This window comes from Luteimonas sp. e5 (assembly GCF_054031035.1).
Genome location: NZ_JBSTRX010000003.1, coordinates 232,782 through 250,168, shown reverse-complemented (window position 1 = coordinate 250,168; position 17,387 = coordinate 232,782). Strand labels below are relative to the sequence as shown.

17 protein-coding genes are annotated in these 17,387 nt (G+C 67.8%); 9 read left to right on the top strand and 8 right to left on the bottom strand.

Annotated features, from left to right (window positions below):
* Positions 1-37: 37 nt before the first annotated feature.
* From yihA to ppc, 3 genes are all read left to right on the top strand, one after another.
* Positions 38-658: a ribosome biogenesis GTP-binding protein YihA/YsxC gene (gene yihA / locus ACW11F_RS10240; protein ID WP_456996805.1), complete on the top strand. Its 621-nt coding sequence runs from the start codon at positions 38-40 to the stop codon at positions 656-658.
* A 79-nt stretch (positions 659-737) separates the two neighbouring features.
* Entirely contained in the window at positions 738-2,102 is a 1,365-nt protein-coding gene (locus ACW11F_RS10235; protein WP_456996804.1) for a glutamate--cysteine ligase, read from the top strand.
* A 3-nt stretch (positions 2,103-2,105) separates the two neighbouring features.
* Positions 2,106-4,841: a phosphoenolpyruvate carboxylase gene (ppc, locus tag ACW11F_RS10230; RefSeq protein ID WP_456996803.1), complete on the top strand. Its 2,736-nt coding sequence runs from the start codon at positions 2,106-2,108 to the stop codon at positions 4,839-4,841.
* 84 nt (positions 4,842-4,925) lie between these two features.
* Here the strand turns inward: ppc and ACW11F_RS10225 are convergent, their stop codons facing one another.
* The 8 genes from ACW11F_RS10225 to recQ all read right to left on the bottom strand — a co-directional run bounded on the left by ACW11F_RS10225 (position 4,926) and on the right by recQ (position 12,755).
* Positions 4,926-5,288 carry a hypothetical protein gene (locus tag ACW11F_RS10225; protein WP_456996802.1) on the bottom strand — a complete coding sequence of 121 codons (363 nt, stop codon included), beginning with the start codon at positions 5,286-5,288 and terminating at the stop codon, positions 4,926-4,928.
* Between the two features lie 88 nt (positions 5,289-5,376).
* Positions 5,377-5,814 (bottom strand): roadblock/LC7 domain-containing protein, encoded by a 438-nt coding sequence (locus ACW11F_RS10220; RefSeq protein ID WP_456996801.1) that lies wholly within the window; start codon positions 5,812-5,814, stop codon positions 5,377-5,379.
* Positions 5,804-6,250, bottom strand: a complete 447-nt coding sequence (locus tag ACW11F_RS10215; protein ID WP_456996800.1) for a hypothetical protein — start codon at positions 6,248-6,250, stop codon at positions 5,804-5,806. Before ACW11F_RS10215 ends, ACW11F_RS10220 begins: the two co-directional genes overlap by 11 nt.
* A gap of 110 nt (positions 6,251-6,360) precedes the next feature.
* Positions 6,361-7,380 (bottom strand): hypothetical protein, encoded by a 1,020-nt coding sequence (locus ACW11F_RS10210; protein WP_456996799.1) that lies wholly within the window; start codon positions 7,378-7,380, stop codon positions 6,361-6,363.
* 186 nt (positions 7,381-7,566) lie between these two features.
* Positions 7,567-8,154, bottom strand: a complete 588-nt coding sequence (locus ACW11F_RS10205) for a TlpA family protein disulfide reductase (protein ID WP_456996798.1) — start codon at positions 8,152-8,154, stop codon at positions 7,567-7,569.
* Positions 8,155-8,158: 4 nt separating this feature from the next.
* The gene (locus tag ACW11F_RS10200; protein ID WP_456996797.1) at positions 8,159-10,513 is read right to left on the bottom strand and encodes a protein-disulfide reductase DsbD family protein; all 2,355 of its coding nucleotides are present in this window, start codon (positions 10,511-10,513) and stop codon (positions 8,159-8,161) included.
* 60 nt (positions 10,514-10,573) lie between these two features.
* The gene (gene cutA, locus ACW11F_RS10195) at positions 10,574-10,903 is read right to left on the bottom strand and encodes a divalent-cation tolerance protein CutA (protein WP_456996796.1); all 330 of its coding nucleotides are present in this window, start codon (positions 10,901-10,903) and stop codon (positions 10,574-10,576) included.
* A 28-nt stretch (positions 10,904-10,931) separates the two neighbouring features.
* Positions 10,932-12,755, bottom strand: coding sequence for a DNA helicase RecQ (gene recQ, locus ACW11F_RS10190; protein ID WP_456996795.1), 1,824 nt, complete (start codon positions 12,753-12,755; stop codon positions 10,932-10,934).
* 177 nt (positions 12,756-12,932) lie between these two features.
* Between recQ and groES the strand changes: the two genes are divergently transcribed.
* The 6 genes from groES (at position 12,933) to ACW11F_RS10160 (ending at position 17,325) form a co-directional block, all read left to right on the top strand.
* Positions 12,933-13,220: a co-chaperone GroES gene (groES, locus tag ACW11F_RS10185; RefSeq protein ID WP_456996794.1), complete on the top strand. Its 288-nt coding sequence runs from the start codon at positions 12,933-12,935 to the stop codon at positions 13,218-13,220.
* A gap of 39 nt (positions 13,221-13,259) precedes the next feature.
* On the top strand, positions 13,260-14,900 hold the full coding sequence (gene groL, locus ACW11F_RS10180) for a chaperonin GroEL (RefSeq protein WP_456996793.1): 1,641 nt from the start codon (positions 13,260-13,262) through the stop codon (positions 14,898-14,900).
* A gap of 452 nt (positions 14,901-15,352) precedes the next feature.
* Positions 15,353-15,643, top strand: a complete 291-nt coding sequence (locus ACW11F_RS10175; protein ID WP_456996792.1) for a hypothetical protein — start codon at positions 15,353-15,355, stop codon at positions 15,641-15,643.
* Between the two features lie 279 nt (positions 15,644-15,922).
* Positions 15,923-16,183: a hypothetical protein gene (locus ACW11F_RS10170; RefSeq protein ID WP_456996791.1), complete on the top strand. Its 261-nt coding sequence runs from the start codon at positions 15,923-15,925 to the stop codon at positions 16,181-16,183.
* Complete coding sequence (locus tag ACW11F_RS10165) at positions 16,146-16,517, top strand: hypothetical protein (protein WP_456996790.1); 372 nt, start codon at positions 16,146-16,148, stop codon at positions 16,515-16,517. Before ACW11F_RS10170 ends, ACW11F_RS10165 begins: the two co-directional genes overlap by 38 nt.
* On the top strand, positions 16,495-17,325 hold the full coding sequence (locus ACW11F_RS10160) for a hypothetical protein (protein WP_456996789.1): 831 nt from the start codon (positions 16,495-16,497) through the stop codon (positions 17,323-17,325). The genes ACW11F_RS10165 and ACW11F_RS10160 overlap by 23 nt, the downstream gene beginning before the upstream one ends.
* The last annotated feature ends 62 nt before the right edge of the window (positions 17,326-17,387 follow it).

Genomic DNA, 17,387 nt, shown 5'->3' with positions numbered 1-17,387 from the left:
GGCGGTCAAACCGGTGCCAGCATGCCATGCTAGCGCGATGAGCAATCCTTTCGCGCAAGCCCGCTACCTGCTTTCGGCGCATACGCCGCGCCAGTTGCCGCCCGATGGTGGCCATGAAGTCGCCTTCGCCGGGCGCTCCAACGCCGGCAAGTCCAGCGCACTCAACGCCATCTGCCAGCAGAATGCGCTGGCGCGGGTGTCGAAGACCCCGGGCCGCACCCAGCAACTGGTGTATTTCGAATTGCCGCCGCATGCCGACACTTATCTGGTCGACTTGCCGGGCTATGGCTATGCCAAGGTGCCGAAGGACCTGCAGGCGCACTGGCAAGCCTTCATCCAGCGCTATTTCCAGACCCGCGAGGCGCTGGCCGGGCTGGTGGTGGTGATGGACATCCGCCACCCGCTGAAGGACTACGACCGGCAGATGCTGGCCTATGCGGTCAGCCGCGGCATCCCGGCGCACGTGCTGCTGACCAAGGCCGACAAGCTCTCGCGCGGCGCGGCCGGCAACACCCTGCAGCAGGTGCGGCGCGAGCTGGCCGCCAGCTGCGGCGATGCGGTCAGCGCGCAGACCTTTTCCGGTGCCTCGCGGCAGGGCGTGGACGAGGCGCGCGCGTTGCTCGCGCACTGGCTCGGGCTGGCCGCCGCCGGCGATTGAGTCATCGGCGCAGGGTTGCAGCGCACGGCTTTCGCCATCGCCCCGATATAGTGTGGCCCTGGTTTCTGGCGAGCAGTCCATGTCCGGCCCTTCCGATCCCGACTCCACCCCGATCACCGACCGTCATCAGCTGGTCGAGGTGTTCGCGCGCGGCGAGAAGCCGCCTGCGCAGTGGCGCATCGGCACCGAGCACGAGAAGTTCGGCTTTCGCCTGGACGACCTGCGTCCGCCCACCTTCGACGGCGAGCGCGGCATCGAGGCCCTGCTCAAGGGCATTGCCGGCTTCGGCTGGGCGCCGGTGCGCGAGGACGACCGCGTGATCGCGCTCTCGCGCAACGGCGCCTCGGTGACGCTGGAGCCGGCCGGCCAGCTGGAGCTGTCCGGCGCGCCGCTGGATTCGATCCACGAAACCTGCCGCGAGGTCGGCGGCCACCTGCGCGAGGTGCGCGAAGTGGCCGACACCCTGGGCCTGGGCTTCCTCGGCATGGGCTTCCAGCCCAAGTGGCGGCGCGAGGACATGCCATGGATGCCCAAGGGCCGCTACAAGGTGATGCGCGAGTACATGCCCAAGGTCGGCTCGTTGGGTCTGGACATGATGACCCGCACCTGCACCGTGCAGGTCAACCTCGATTACGCCAGCGAAGCGGACATGGTGAAGAAGTTCCGCGTCTCGCTGGCGCTGCAGCCGGTGGCGACCGCACTGTTCGCCGATTCGCCGTTCACCGAAGGCCGGCCCAATGGCTGGCTCAGCTATCGCTCGCACATCTGGACCGATACCGACCCCGACCGTACCGGCATGCTCGATTTCGTGTTCGAGGATGGCTTCGGCTACGAGCGTTACGTCGACTACCTGCTCGACGTGCCAATGTATTTTTCCTTCCGCGATGGCGAATACCGGGATCTTGCCGGGCGCAGCTTCCGTGCCTTCCTTGCAGGTGAACTGGACGGCCTGCGCGGCGAAAAGCCGCTGCTGCGCGACTGGCACGACCACATGACCACTGCCTTCCCCGAAGTGCGCCTGAAGAGCTACCTCGAAATGCGCGGCGCCGATTCCGGCCCGTGGGGACGCATCTGCGCGTTGCCGGCATTCTGGGTCGGCCTGTTGTACGACGATGCCGCGCTGGATGCGGCGTGGGACCTGGTGCGCGACTTCACCCTGGCCGAGCGCCATGCGCTGCGCGACGGGGTGCCGAAGCACGCCTTCAAGCTGCCGTTCCGCGGCGCCAGCGTGCGCGAGCTGGCGATCGAAGCGTTGAAGATTTCCGCCGCCGGCCTGCAGCGCCGCGCCCGCCTCAACAAGGCCGGGCAGGACGAATCCGCCTTCCTCGAACCGCTGATCGAGATGGCCGAGGCCGGACAGACCGCCGCCGAGCGCAAGCTGGCGCTGTTCCATGGGCCGTGGCAGGGTGACATCGACCGCGTATTCCGCGAATTTGCGTATTGATTCGTGAGTCAGGCCGAACACATCCACAACCCCGATGGCGAGCGGCTGCGTGACGAGCTCGGCTTCGCCGCCAGTGACGACCTGTTGCGCGATGACGTGCGCATGCTCGGGGCGATGGTCGGACAGATGCTGTCCGAACAGGTCTCGCCCGCACTGCTGGCCCAGGTCGAGGCGGTGCGCCGCGCGGCGATCGCCAGGCGCGAGGAGGGTGCACCGCTGGACGCGCTGGCCGGGCGCCTGGCGGTGGTGCCGCAGGGAGATGCCGAGGCGCTGGTGCGTGCCTTCGCCGCGTGGTTCGGCGCGATCAACCTGGCCGAGCGGGTGCACCGCATCCGCCGTCGGCGCGACTACCAGCGCCGCAGCGAACAGCCGCAGCCGGAGGGTTTCGAGGCGGTGCTGGCGGCGCTGCGCGATGAAGGCGTGGGTCTGGCCGAACTGCTCGCGCTGCTGCCGCGCATGCGCATCGAGCCGGTGTTCACCGCGCACCCCACCGAGGCGGTGCGCCGCGCGCTGCTGGTCAAGGAGCGCATGGTGGTGTCGCGCCTGCTGGCCGACATCGACCGCACGCGCACGCCGATCGAGCGGCGCAGCGACCATGCGCGCATCCGTCAGGCGCTGACCACGTCCTGGCAGACGCTGGAGGCGCCGGCGCAAAAGCCCAGCGTGGCCGACGAGGTGGAGCACATCGGCCATTACCTCGGCGTGCTGTACCGCGTGCTGCCGGCCTTCCACGAATCGTTCGCCGACGCGATCGAGAAGGTGTTCGGCGAGCGTCTGGAACTGCCGCCGCTGCTCACCTTCGGCACCTGGGTCGGCGGCGACATGGACGGCAATCCCAATGTCGGTGCGGCAACCATTCGTGCCGCGCTGGCCACCCAGCGACGTCAGGTATTGCGCGCGTATCGTGCCGACCTCGAACGCCTCGCCGACATCCTGACCCAGAGCCAGGCGCGTGTCGGCGTCGATGCCGCGCTGTTGGCGCGCATCGACGACTATCGCCAGCGCCTGCCCGAGGCCGCGGCACGACTGCGCCCGCGCATGGCCGACATGCCCTATCGCAGCATGATCGAGCTGGTATCGGCGCGTCTGGCGTTGAGCGAGGAGCCGGGCGATGCACGCGGCTACGCAGATGCGGGGGAGTTCATCACCGATCTGGCGCTGATGGATGCCAGCCTCGCCGCACACCGTGGCGACCATGCCGGGCGTTTCGCCCTGCGTCGGTTGCAGCGGCGTGCCGAATGCTTCGGCTTCCACCTGGCTGCGCTCGACCTGCGTCAGGAATCACTGGCACATGACGAGGCATTGGCCGCCGTGCTCGAAGACGCGGCGTGGCCGCAGCGCGACAGCGCGCAGCGCGTCGAGCGCCTGCATGCGCTGATCGAAGGCGCCACGCCAGCGGCCGCCGGGGCCGAGGCCGCCGCCGGCGTGCTGGCAGTGTTCGCTGCGGTTGCGGAACTGCGCCGGCATTACGGCCCGCGCGCGTTCGGTCCGTACATCGTCAGCATGAGCCGCAGTGCCGCCGACGCGCTGGCGGTGCTGGCATTGGCGCGCATCGGCGGTTGCAGCGAGGACGGCGCGGTGCCGCTGGATGTCGCACCGCTGTTCGAAACCGTGCAGGACCTGGATGCCGCGCCACGGGTGATGCGCGAGCTGTTCGACGATCCGCTGTACCGCCGCCACCTCGAGGCGCGCGGCGGCACGCAGATGGTGATGCTGGGCTATTCCGACAGTGCCAAGGACGGTGGCCTGCTGGCCTCGCGCTGGGCGCTGCAGCGGGCACAGGCCGAACTGCTGGAGATCGCGCGCGCGCAGGGTGTGCGCCTGCTGTTCTTCCATGGCCGCGGGGGTTCGGTCAGCCGCGGCGGCGGCAAGACCGGGCGCGCGGTGCATGCCGCGCCGCGCGGCAGCATCGACGGCGTGCTGCGCATGACCGAGCAGGGCGAGGTGATCCACCGCAATTACGCCATCCCGGCGCTGGCGGTACGCAATCTGGAGCAGGCCGGCAGTGCGGTGCTGCGTGCCAGCCTGCGGCCGCGGGCGGACGATCCGCGCGAGTTGCGCTGGCGTGAATGGGCCGCCGCGATGGCCGATGCCTCGCGCGCGCATTACCGTGCGCTGGTGCACGGGCAGGCGGAATTTGCCGACTACTTCCGCGCCGCGACCCCGATCGACGTGATCGAGCGCCTGCACATCGGTTCGCGCCCGGCCAAGCGCCGCGCCGGCGGCATCGACACCCTGCGTGCGATCCCGTGGGTGTTTGCCTGGAGCCAGAATCGCTCCGGGCTCACCGGCTGGTACGGCATCGGCAGCGGGCTGGTGCACGGCATCGATGCCTACGGCCTGGAGCCGATGCGCGAGATGGCGCGCGAGTGGCCGTTCTTCGCCGCGCTGTTGGCCGATGTGGAAATGCTGATGGCGAAGTCGGACGCGGACATCTTCGCGCGTTATTCGCAGCTTGCCGGGCCGCTGCATGCACGGCTGCACCCGGCCATCGCCGCCGAGTTCGAGCGTGCGCGCGAGGCGATCCTGATCCTCAAGCAGCGCGATGAACTGCTTGCCGACGATTACCGCCTGCGGCTGTCGATCCGCCTGCGCAATCCCTATGTCGATCCGATCAGCCTGTTGCAGGTCGATCTGCTGCAGCGCTGGCGTGCAGGCGGACGCAGCGACGAGGCTTTGTTCCGCGCCCTTGCCGCCACCGTCAACGGCATCGCCGCGGGCATCCAGAACACTGGTTGAGCGCGGCCGGCGGCTCATCCTGCCGGCCGAAAAAAACAGCCCGCGCAGGGCGCGGGCTGTTGCCAGGGTGACGCCTGGAACGAATCAAACCGAGAGATTCTTTTCCACGTCGGCGGTCTTCATGCGCGCCAGCGCCAGGTTGGCGCGATCCTTCATCAGCACCGCGTACACGAACAGGCCTTCGCGGCTGGTGAGCGGGCGGATGATGTGGTACTGGCTGGTCAGCGTGATCAGGATGTCCTCGATGGTTTCGCCCTTGAGGCCGAGCGACTTCATCGTCTTCATCTTCGCGCGCACCACTTCGGTGTTGCCGGCGCCGGCGAGGTCCAGATCAATGCCCGAACCGCTCTGGCCGAGCACCAGGCCGCTGTTGTAATCGACCAGCGCGCAGGCGATGCAGCCGTCGATGGTCATCAGGTTGGCAAGGGATTCTTGGATGTTGGCCATGATTGTTTCCTTTCTTCAGTGGGTGAGGCGCCGGAAGCGAAGGGAAACGCGGAACGGCGCCGTTCCCGGATTCCCTGTTGCAAAAAACTCAGCTGCCGGGGAAGGCGTTCTGTGCCAGTTCCCGCGCGCACCAGCGCGATTGCGCCGAAACGATGCCGACGTTGGCCTGATGGTTGGCCGCGGTCAGCAGCACCATGCGCGCACCGGGTGCTGGCAGGCGCTGCACTACCGCGATGCCGCTCTCGGTCGAGATCAGCACATCGCGGAAGTCGTTCTGTCCCAGCTCCTTGCCCAGGGTTTCGCCCAGCCCGCACAGCGAGCCGGTGATCGCGGCCAGGCGCGAGGCATTGACTTCGCGATCGGAGATCCATGCCAGCTGCATGCCGTCCAGGCTCGACAACACCATGGCATAGGCGCCGGGGATGTTCTCCAGCGTCTCGCGCATCCGTGCCACGCACTCCTCGCTGCGCCCGGCGGGGAAATAGCGGGTCCAGCGACGCGCATCGATTTCGCTGTCAAAGCGCATGGCTGGCCTCGGCAACGGATTCGGGCATCGATTCCAGCAGCAGATTGAGCGCGTAGAGCACGTCGGCACGCTGGCGCGGATCGATCTGCACGATGGCCATGTCGATTCCCTTGCTGCGCAGATGGCGGGTCAGCTTGAGGGTATCGAAATCATGCGACGCCTCGTCACCATGGGTCACCACCAGCACGCTGGTGACGTTGCGAATGGTTTCGGCGAAGCTCGCCAGGTACTCGTCGAGCACCTGCAGCGGCGTCGGATGGCGCGCATCGAGGAAGAACAGTGCGCCGATCGCGCCATCGGAAATCAGCGGCCAGATGAACTCGAAACGACCCTGGCCCGGCACGCCATACAGCCGCAGCACGTCGCCGTCATCGAGCATCATTTCGCCGAAATCGAGGGCGACCGTGGTCAGGCGGCTCTCGTCGGAGGCGGGCACTTCGGTACTGACCGGCGGCTGATCGCTGATGGTGCGGATGGCGGTCGACTTTCCGGCCTCGGGCGGCCCGACGAAAATGATCTTGAGGTCTTCGGACCAGGGGGATTTCCTCAGCCTGCCAGGGCGCGCAGGCGCTGGCGCAGGCGGCCGAGCAAGCCGCCGGAATGGGTGGGGGCAGTCGCCGATGCGGTGCGGCGCAGCGGAGCGGGATCATTGGCCGCTGCCACGATCCGCGCATGGCGGAACAGCAGCAGCAGCGACAGGCCATGGCGTGCGCGGGCCGGGGTGATGCCTTCGGCTTCCGCAGCGCGACGCAGCTCGGCCAGGCTCATGCTGCGGCGCGAGAGCTGGGCGAGCACCCGCAGCCAGGCCAGGCCATCACCCTGGCGCGACAGGTTGGGCCAGGAGTCAAGCTGCAGCAGTGCGTCCGGGTTGGCATGCCAATGCCCGAGCAAGGTCTGCGTGTCGGGGCTGACGGCCAGGCTCCAGCACAGCTGGCTCACCTGCAGCGGGCGCAAGCCGGCCTGCTCGGTGGATGCGGCGAACGTGGCCGCGTCGAGTTGCTCGATCCGGCTGACGCGGGCATCGCTCAGGCGTTGCAGCGCGATGCCGGGTTCGGTCTGGCTGTAGGCGCTGTGGTAACGCGCATCGAGCCACCACTCATCGCCATTGTCGAGCACGATGTGCAGCGGGCCGGCTTCCTCACGCTTGAGCAGCAGGTGCAGCAGCGATTGGCCATGCGTATCGGCCGTCGCCACGGAGGCGGGTTGCGGATCGGACATGGCGCCGCCCCGGTCATGGTCGGTGACCGCGGGCGTCGTCGCGGCAGCGTCCGCAACCTGCGGCGCATCGCCGGCCAGTTGGTTGATGGCCTCGGCCAGCGGCACGATGCGCAGCGGGCGATCAAGCTCACGACTGCCATTGGGGCCGGTCAACAGCAGGCCGTTGCCGTCATCGCGTGGACCCAGCACCAGTTCGGCACGGTCGCCGAGGACCGCGGTGCAGGGTGCGGGCAGGCGCGAAGCGATCACGCGCAGCGCGATCTGCACATGGTTCTGCTCCATCGGCTCCAGCAGGCCGATGGCCAGTGTGAGCGGTGGGCGGGTTTGCAGGGCATTGGGCAGTGACATGGCGCACCTCGGGGGAGTGCTCGGTATTCAGCAATCATCATGCCAACGCGTGAAAAGCGCGATGAAGATCACTAAAACCCTGTGCCACAAGGCAGTGCCGATGCGGATCTGACGTCAGGTCAGGCGGTACAGCGTTCAGCTAGCTGAGCAAGGAAGCGGCAATTTGCGGCACAAATTGCCGTAACGTCATCGTTCCGCGGGGATCGACCACGCTTCGATTTCGGCCTTCGAGCTGAACGGGCCGAGGCGCTGGCGCAGCACACGGCCATCGGCCGCGACCAGCACCGAGTAGGGCAGCAGGCCGGCGGGATTGCCCAGCACCACGCCGGCGTCGCGGTCGCTGGCATCGTCGCGGAAGTGCATATATGGCGAAGGCTGGCGTTGCAGCCAGGCGGCGACCGCTTCGGCCTCGTCCAGCGCCACGCCGATCACCTGCACCCCGTCGCGGCCCTGGCTGCGCGCGAAATCGGCCAGTTCGGGCATTTCCCGCACGCAGGGCGGGCACCAGGTGGCCCAGACGTTGATCAGCACCGGACGGCCTTCGGGCAGCGGCAACGCGATCTGCTCGCCATCCAGGGTGTGCACCCTGACTTCGGGCAACGCTTCGCCTCGACGCGCCACGCTGACGCCTTCGGGTACCGGGCGCTCACTGGCCTTGATCAGCGCGCGCTGGCCCAGTTCGCTGCGCCAGATCGGCCCCGGGCCTTTCATCAGCAAGGCGGCGCTCGCGCCGACCAGCGCGGCGACGAGGGCGATCAGCAGGTAACGCTTCATGCGCTCAGCGGGCCGCGGCGTGCAGCGCGTCGCGCGCGATTGCCGGGGTCAGCAGCGTCGGCAGGATGCTTGGGGCACCGCCATCGCGCGGGTAGACCACGTACAACGGCAGCCCGACCGCGCCATGCTGCTGCAGGAAGGCGGAGATCACCGGATCCACGTCGGTGTGGTCGCCGACCATGTACACCGCGCCGGTTTCGGCCAGTGCCTGGCGGAAGCCTTCGCGCGCGAACACGGTGCGCTCGTTGGCCTTGCAGGTCACGCACCAGTCGGCGGTGATGTTGACGAACACCGGGCGGCCTTCGGCACGCAGGGTGGCCAGTGCTTCGGGCGAATACGCCACGTGACCGTCGGCGGCGACCGTCGTCGTCGTGGCCTGAGGCCGCTCGATGCGCTCGATCATCACCACCGCGAACACGCTTGCGGCCAGTGCCAGCAAGGCCAGGCCCAGCGGCCAGCGGCGGCCGTGGCGGCGTGCATGGGTCCAGGCCCACAGTGCCAGGGTCAGGGTGATCGCCGCCCCTGCCCACAGCGCGAAGGCATCCGCCCCGCGCTGCTGCACCAGCACCCATACCAGCCAAGCGGCGGTGGCGTACATGGGGAAGGCGAGCAACTGCTTGAGTGTTTCCATCCATGCGCCGGGCCGCGGCAGGAACCGCGCCAGCGCCGGCACGAAGCCGATCAGCAGGAACGGCAGCGCCAGGCCCAGGCCGAGGGCCATGAACACCAGAAAGGCTGCCAGCGCCGGGGCAAGGAAGGCATAGGCCAGCGCCGCGCCCATGAACGGCGCGGTGCATGGCGTTGCCAGCGCCACCGCCAGCACGCCGGTGAAAAAGTCGCCGCGGCGGCCGCCACCGGTGGCCAGTGCCATGCCGGCCTGTGGTGCCCGCAGGTTGGCGAACCACATGCCCGAGAGCGACAGACCCAGCGCGAACACCAGCAGCGCGAGGATCGCCACCACCCACGGCATCTGCAGCTGGAAGCCCCAGCCCATGCCCTCGGCGAGGATCTGTCCGCGCAGCGCCAGCACGATGGCGGCGAGCACCGCGAATGCGGACAGCACACCCAGCGTGTACCACAGCGCATGGCCGCGCGCGGTGGCGCGGCTGTGCCCGCTCTGTGCCAGGCCCAGCGCCTTGAGCGAGAGTACCGGCAGCACGCAGGGCATCAGGTTGAGGATCAGGCCTCCACCGAGCGCGAGCAGCAATGCGGCGGCGAGGCCGAGCGGGCGGCGCTGGCTGCCCGCGGCCGCGGCGTCCGTGGCCGGGTCGGCGACTTGCGCCACGGGGTCGGCGAACGATGGTTCACTCGCAGATTCATCCGATGCGGGCGCGCTGTCATCCGTCGGCGTGCCGGCATCCACCAGCGGCTCGGCATCGGTGACGCGGCCGCTTTCGATGGCACCGACCGGTTCGGCCTCGGCCGCAGGCGTGCTGCCGGCCGCGGCGCTCGCTGCCGGCAGCGCGATGCGCAAGGTGCGCCGCATCGGCTCGTAGCAGATGCCGCCGTCCTGGCAGCCCTGCCAGCCGATCTGCAACCGCACTTCGCGTGCCGCGCTGCCCGCGCCACTGCGCTGCAGCGGCAGGGTGGCGTTGACCTCGTCGAACCACACCTGCACGTTGCCGAAGTATTCGTCGCGATGCGCGCGGCCCGGCGGCAGGCGCACCTCGCCCAGGGTGATCCCGGGGCCACCATCGAGCTTGAGCTGCAGCTTGTCGCGGTACACGTAATAGCCGGCTGCCGGGGTGATGCGCAGCAGCAGGCGCTCACCGCCATCGGCCATCGCCTGGATCGGGAACGCCTGCTCCGGCGGCAGCGGGGCACCCTTCTGTCCGGGGATCAGGCTGCCGGCCTGTCCGCGGCCACCCAGGCGCGCGCCGAGGGCGGCGAAGCCGCTGTCGGAGCCGGCCGCGGTGGTCGCCGCCGGCAGTTGCACGTTGACGGTACGGGTCTGCGGCGGATAGCACACGCCGATGTCGGCGCAGCCCTGGTATTTGATGCGCAGCGCGATGCGATCGGCGCTGGCATTGCCCGGCAGGCTGACCTTGAGCTCGCCGCGATAGGTTTCCACGTCGCCGAAGAACTCGTCGTGGTGCGGCGTGCCGTCCGGGATCTGCAACGCGCCGGCCTGGAACCCGCCCAGCGCCTCGACCTGGGTGCGGTGCCGGTACAGGTAGTAGCCCGGGGCGATCTTCCAGCGCACCTCGATGCGATCACGCGCGGGTGCGCTGGCGGAAAGCCGGAACACCGAATCCACCGGCGGCAGGTCGGCCGCATCCATCGCCTGCGGCCGCGCAGCGGCGGGCAGGGTGGTCAGCAGCAGGAAAGCGGAAAGCAGCAGGCGGGACAGCAGAGGCATGAGCAAGGTTCGTGATGCAGTCCGGAGCAGGCCGGAAGGAACTAAGGATCGGGAATGGCGTCAGGAAACGCCGGTTTCGTTGCGCACCCAGTCGAGATAGGCGGGCAGGCCGTCGGCGGCTTTGACCGCGATCAGCTCGGGGAGTTCATACGGATGCAGCGCCACCAGCCGCGTGCGCAGCGCGGCAAGGCACGCGGAGCGGGTCTTGATGATCAGCAAGCACTCCTCGTCGCGCTCGATCCTGCCCTGCCAGCGATACGTGGAGCGCAGCCCGGGCACGATGTTGACGCAGGCGGCGAGACGCTCCTCGACCAGCGCGTCGGCGATGCGCTCGGCGCTGTCGCGTCCGGGGCAGGTGTTGAGGCAAACCAGCACGTCGTCCATGCGCATAGGGTACCGGGTTGCCGAAAGAAGCCGTTCAGGCGGGTGCGGTCGCCTCGCCCTCCAGCACCTGCATCACCGCTTCGCCATAGCGCTCCAGCTTGCGACTGCCGATGCCCCCAACCTCGCCCAGCTCCCGCAGCGAGCCGGGCGCACGGCTGGCGATGTCGCGCAGGGTGCGGTCATGGAAGATCACGTAAGGCGGCACGCCCTGCTCGCGCGCCAGCCGCGTGCGCAGCCCGCGCAAAGCCTCGAAACGTGCCTGCGCGGCGGGATCGTCCAGGCTTTCCGCCGGCCGGCGCGGGCCGGTGGCGACGCGCGTGCGCGCCACCTCCCGGCGCAGATGCAACGGCTGCCGCTGCTTGAGGATTTCCGCACTCTTCGCGGTCAGCCGCAGCGCACCGTGACCCTCGGCATCGACCGCCAGCCAGCCACCGGCCAGCAGCTGGCGGAACACGCTGCGCCAGGTGCGCATGTCGAGATCGGCGCCGATGCCGTAGGTGGACAGACGCTCATGCCCGAGCTGACGGATGCGCGCGTTGTCGCTGCCGCGCAGGATGTCGATCAGGTGCCCCGCGCCGAAGCGCTGGCCGCTGCGGTACACGCAGGACAATGCCTTCTGCGCGGCCACGCTCGCATCCCAGCTCTGCGGCGGCTGCAGGCAGTTGTCGCAGTTGCCGCAGGGCTCGGCCAGGGTTTCGCCGAAGTTCGCCAGCAGCACCTGGCGCCGGCAGCGCAGGGTTTCGCACAGGCCGAGCAGAGCATCGAGCTTGGCATGCTCCAGCCGCTTGCGCGCCGCTTCGGAATCGGACTGCTCGATCATCTGCCGCAGCAGCACCAGATCGCCCAGGCCCCAGCACATCCATGCCTCCGCCGGCTCGCCGTCGCGCCCGGCGCGGCCGGTCTCCTGGTAGTAGCCTTCGATCGACTTGGGCAGGTCGAGGTGGGCGACGAAGCGCACGTCCGGCTTGTCGATGCCCATGCCGAAGGCGATCGTCGCCACCATCACGATGCCGTCCTCGCGCAGGAAGCGGCGCTGGTGCGCGGCGCGGTCGTGGCTGTCCATGCCGGCGTGGTAGGGCAGCGCGCGGATGCCGTTGTCGCACAGGAAATGCGCGTAGTCCTCCACCTTGCGCCGCGACATCACGTAGACGATGCCGGCCTCGCCGCGGTGGCCGGCGAGGAAATCCAGCAGCTGCCGCCGCGCATTGTCCTTCTGCTGCATGTGGTAGCGGATGTTGGGCCGGTCGAAGCTGCTGATGAAACGCTTCGCATCGCCCAGCTGCAGGCGCTCGACGATTTCCTCGCGCGTGGGCGCATCCGCAGTCGCGGTCAGCGCGATGCGTGGCACCCCGGGCCAGCGCTCGTGCAGCACGGTGAGCTGGCGGTATTCGGGACGGAAATCATGGCCCCATTGCGACACGCAATGTGCCTCGTCGATGGCGAACAGGGCGATCCGGCTGCGCTCGAGCAGCGCCAGGAAACGTGGCGTCAGCAAGCGTTCCGGTGCCACGTAGAGCAGGTCGAGCGCGCCATCGACAAGCTGGCGCTCCACCTCCAGTGCCGCCTCGGCATCGAGCGAGGAATTGAGGAAAGCGGCCGCCACGCCGGCCTGCTTCAGTGCCTCGACCTGATCCTGCATCAGCGCGATCAGCGGCGAGACCACGATCGCCGTGCCCTCGCGCAACAGCGCCGGGATCTGGTAACACAACGACTTGCCGCCACCGGTCGGCATCAGCACCAGCGCATCGCCGCCGCCGGCGACGTGCTCGACGATTTCGGCCTGCGGGCCACGGAACGCGGCATGGCCGAACACCCGCTGCAGCAGGTCGAGGGCGGGGGAGTCGGGGTGCTCGCTCATCCGCCACAGGATAGCGGGCCGGTTTTCCGCTGCCGCCCTTGAAAGCCGCCAAGGCCGCCCCATCTCCAAGGCATCCCGGCCGGGATCGCGCCTGTCCGGCGCCTTGGCACTCCGAGGCGCAGACTGCTAAAATGGTCGGGTTTTTCCAATCCAATCAATCACTTGAGAGATTCGAGAATGAACATCAAGCCGCTCCATGACCGCATCGTGGTCAAGCCGATCGAAGCCGAGGAAATGTCCGCCGGTGGCATCGTGATCCCGGACAACGCCAAGGAAAAGCCGACCAAGGGCGAAGTCGTCGCCGTGGGCACCGGCAAGGTGCTGGACAACGGCCAGACCCGTGCCATGACCGTCAAGGTCGGCGACAAGGTGATCTACGGCCAGTATTCGGGCAGCGCCTACAAGCAGGACGGCGTCGAATACAAGATCGTGCGCGAAGACGACATTCTCGCCGTCCTCGCCTGATTTCCTCCCCCGAATTTCGTCATTTGAAGGACTGAACACATGGCTGCCAAAGATATCCGTTTCGGCGAAGACGCCCGTTCGCGCATGGTGCGCGGCGTCAACACCCTCGCCAATGCCGTCAAGGCCACCCTCGGCCCGAAAGGCCGCAACGTCGTGCTGCACAAGAGCTTCGGCGCGCCGACCATCACCAAGGACGGCGTGAGCGTGGCCAAGGAAATCGAACTCGCCGACGCGTTCGAGAACATGGGCGCGCAGATGGTCAAGGAAGTCGCTTCCAAGACCTCCGACAACGCCGGTGACGGCACCACCACCGCCACCGTGCTGGCGCAGGCGATGATCCGCGAGGGCATGAAGGGCGTGGCCGCCGGCATGAACCCGATGGACCTCAAGCGCGGCATGGACGCGGCGGTGAAGGCCGCGGTGGACGAGCTGAAGAAGATGTCCAAGCCCACCGCCGACGACAAGGCCATCGCCCAGGTCGGCACCATCTCGGCCAACTCCGACGAGTCGATCGGCAACATCATCGCCGACGCGATGCAGAAGGTCGGCAAGGAAGGCGTGATCACGGTCGAGGAAGGCAACAGCCTGGACAACGAGCTGGACGTGGTCGAAGGCATGCAGTTCGACCGTGGCTACCTGAGCCCGTACTTCGTCAACAACCAGCAGTCGATGTCGGCCGAGCTGGATGATCCGTTCATCCTGCTGCACGACAAGAAGATCTCCAACGTGCGCGACCTGCTGCCGGTGCTCGAGGGCGTGGCCAAGGCCGGCAAGCCGCTGCTGATCGTGGCCGAGGAAGTCGAGGGCGAAGCCCTGGCGACGCTGGTGGTCAACACCATCCGCGGCATCGTCAAGGTGTGCGCGGTCAAGGCCCCGGGTTTCGGCGATCGTCGCAAGGCGATGCTGGAAGACATGGCGATCCTGACCGGCGGTACCGTGATCTCCGAGGAAGTCGGCCTGTCGCTGGAGAAGGCCACCATCAATGACCTCGGCCGCGCCAAGAAGGTGCAGGTCTCGAAGGAGAACACCACCATCATCGACGGTGCCGGCAACACCGAGGACATCGAAGCGCGCATCAAGCAGATCAAGGCGCAGATCGAGGAAACCTCCTCCGACTACGACCGCGAGAAGCTGCAGGAGCGCGTGGCCAAGCTGGCCGGCGGCGTGGCGGTGATCAAGGTCGGTGCCGCGACCGAAGTCGAGATGAAGGAAAAGAAGGCCCGCGTCGAAGACGCCCTGCACGCCACCCGCGCCGCGGTGGAAGAGGGCATCGTCCCGGGTGGCGGTGTCGCCCTGATCCGCGCGCTGGCCGCCATCGCCGAGCTCAAGGGCAGCAACGAGGACCAGAACCACGGCATCGAGATCGCCCGCCGTGCGATGGAAGCCCCGCTGCGCGAGATCGTCGCCAACGCCGGTGAAGAGCCGAGCGTGATCGTGGCCAAGGTCAAGGACGGCAAGGGCGACTATGGCTACAACGCCGCCAATGGCGAGTTCGTGGACATGGTCGAAGCCGGCATCCTGGACCCGACCAAGGTCACCCGCACCGCGCTGCAGAACGCGGCCTCCATCGCCGGCCTGATGATCACCACCGAAGCCATGGTGGCCGAACTGCCGAAGAAGGATGAGCCGGCCATGCCGGGCGCCGGTGGCATGGGTGGCATGGGCGGCATGGATTTCTAAAACGTTCCATTCCATCCGCCATGGCGGTGGACTGCAACGTTTCCGCCGCCAGACATTGGCAAATCGCAACAGAAAGCCCCCGCCGCAAGGCGGGGGTTTTGTTTGCACAGTCGGCCAGTCTCAGCTTGCGAGACGGCTGCCCGTTAGAGTGCTTCGCGCACGGGCGCTGTCGGTTGGGCGCGACATGGATGTGACGGGGTGACGACGCCAACGCGTCGCGGACAGGGGGCGTCTGCTTGACGACAGCGCCCGTGCAGCGATATCCAGCGGGAGGCGTCTGTCGTGGTCAATTCAACTTTGCGCATCGCCCGTGCGGGCGAAGCACTTTGTTTCATCCGTCAGTCGGCGATGCCGGACGGGCATCGTCGCGCGTTGATCGCCGCGGGCGAACGGGCGGCAGTTAGGGCCGGCACTTGGCAGCGGCTCGCCATCGCCCAAGCCGAGGTGCAAGCATGAGCAACACTCCTGTCACCAAGCGCCCGCCCATTTCCATCCATGTCGAAGGCCACGCCAGCAATGATCTGATCACCGCGATCGACAACTGCCTGGCGGACATGCCGCAGGAATGGTTGGACGTCATCAGCGACATGGGCGAAATGGCGTGCATGGGCAAGGCGCAACCGAAGTTCGAGCTGGTCGGCTCGCTCACCGCGACCTTCCAGATGCGGGTGCTTGCGCTGCTGTCCCCGGAGGTGGCAGCAGTCGTCAAACGCGATCTGAGCAAGAACATGGCGCGGCACTGATCAACAATCACTGCTACTCGGCCTGTGCCACCCGGCGTTGCCGATCGGGTGTTGACGCCCGGACCGACAGCGCGTGGATCCACCGCGCGCGGGGTCGTTGTGTCGATGCAGTGATCGGTCTTCGCACGCACTCGGTGCATGTGCCATGCGCCCGTCTCAGGTTCCGAGACGGCATCGGACTATCGTCTGTTCCGCCGAAGCCACGCACGGCTCGGCAAACAGCACCGGCGCGTGCCTGGGCGCCGTTTCCTTGACTCGTGTCCAACAGGGGGAAACGTCATGACCACACCCATTCGATATGTCGTCCACGCCAATGGCGAAGGCAGCGTCTTCACGCCTGGCTGTGAGCGCATGTACATCGGCGATGACGGCTTCGAATCGCTGGAAGGACTGCTGCGCGCGGCAGCGCCACAGCATCACGAGGGCCTGACCGCGGCCTGGAAAGAGCGCTTCGGCGCCAACGGGCGGCCGGTACGCGGCGGTGCCGCAGAGCCGGCGGCGGATGCTCGCGCTGCGGATGGCGAGCGCTGCCATGACTGAAGCATCGCCACCGATCGCGCGGCAAGTGCGCATCCACCTGCAGCTCCCGCCCAGCGACGAGTACCGCGAGGCCATCCTGCGCGGCCTCGATGCGCAATCGGATGACTGGAAGGGGCTGCTGGCCGACATGGGCGATGCCGCACACATGCTGCGAAACCGGCCCGACCAGAAAGATGTGGCCTGGCTGCTCGACGCATACCAGTTCAAGCTGCTCATGCTGTTGGCACCCGAGGTGCGGGCTGCCACCGAACGCGAATACGCCAAGCGTCAGGCGCAGGCGGAAGCGAAGGCCAAAGCCAAAGCCAAAGCCGATGCCAAGGACGGCCCACGATGAGTCGCGTCGTGACTGCTGCCCAAGGGCCGACGACGCGCTCGTCGCAGACCCGTGCCACGCACGCATGCGGGGGCCGTTCACGTTCGCTGCGGCCGCCGTTGGATCAGGAGTTCCTGCCATGAACATCCATCGATTCCCGCTGCACCCCTACGACCCCGACAAGGCCCGGGCCGCAACCACGGATGCCGATGTGCTGCGCGCGATCGACACGCATCAAGCCATCCTGCAGAGCTGGAGCCGGCCGGCCAAACCGACCGCCATCGACCATGCATGCACCATCCACGAGCTGCTGGCCGGCGACTTCGATCCGCAGGCGTCCGGGTTCGAGGCCGCGCGAGAGCGACTGATGCAGGCCGAGCTGTCCACTTGGCAAAGCTGCCGCGAAGGCAGCCCGGCATGGCACCCACTGCTGCCGCCACATCACCTGCGCTACCGCAATGGTCAGGTGGAAACATCCGGCGGACATGCGCTGCCGATCTCCATTCCGGAACTGCGCAGCCTGGTCGCACAGATCGTCGAAGGTCGCGCGCCGGCACGCATCGGCAAGCACAAGCTTGCCTCGGCACCGAACGGCGATCTGCTGGTGGATGACTGCCTCGCGATCCCGATCGCCGAGATCCAGCGCCTCACCGCCACCCGCTACGAGCGCGAGCCATTCGGCATCAGCCTGCACGAAGACGGCTTGATCATTCGCCTGATCAACGACAGCGACGAAGGCCTCCTCAGGATGGGCGGAGCACGCCATCGCGAATGGTTGCTGGAATTGTTTGCGAATGAAGCAAAAGCCGCCGAAACGTCGTGCTGCTGAACACTTGCGCATCCACGCAGACATCCAAGGCCGCCCGTGCGCGTGCCGGGCGCACTGGTGAA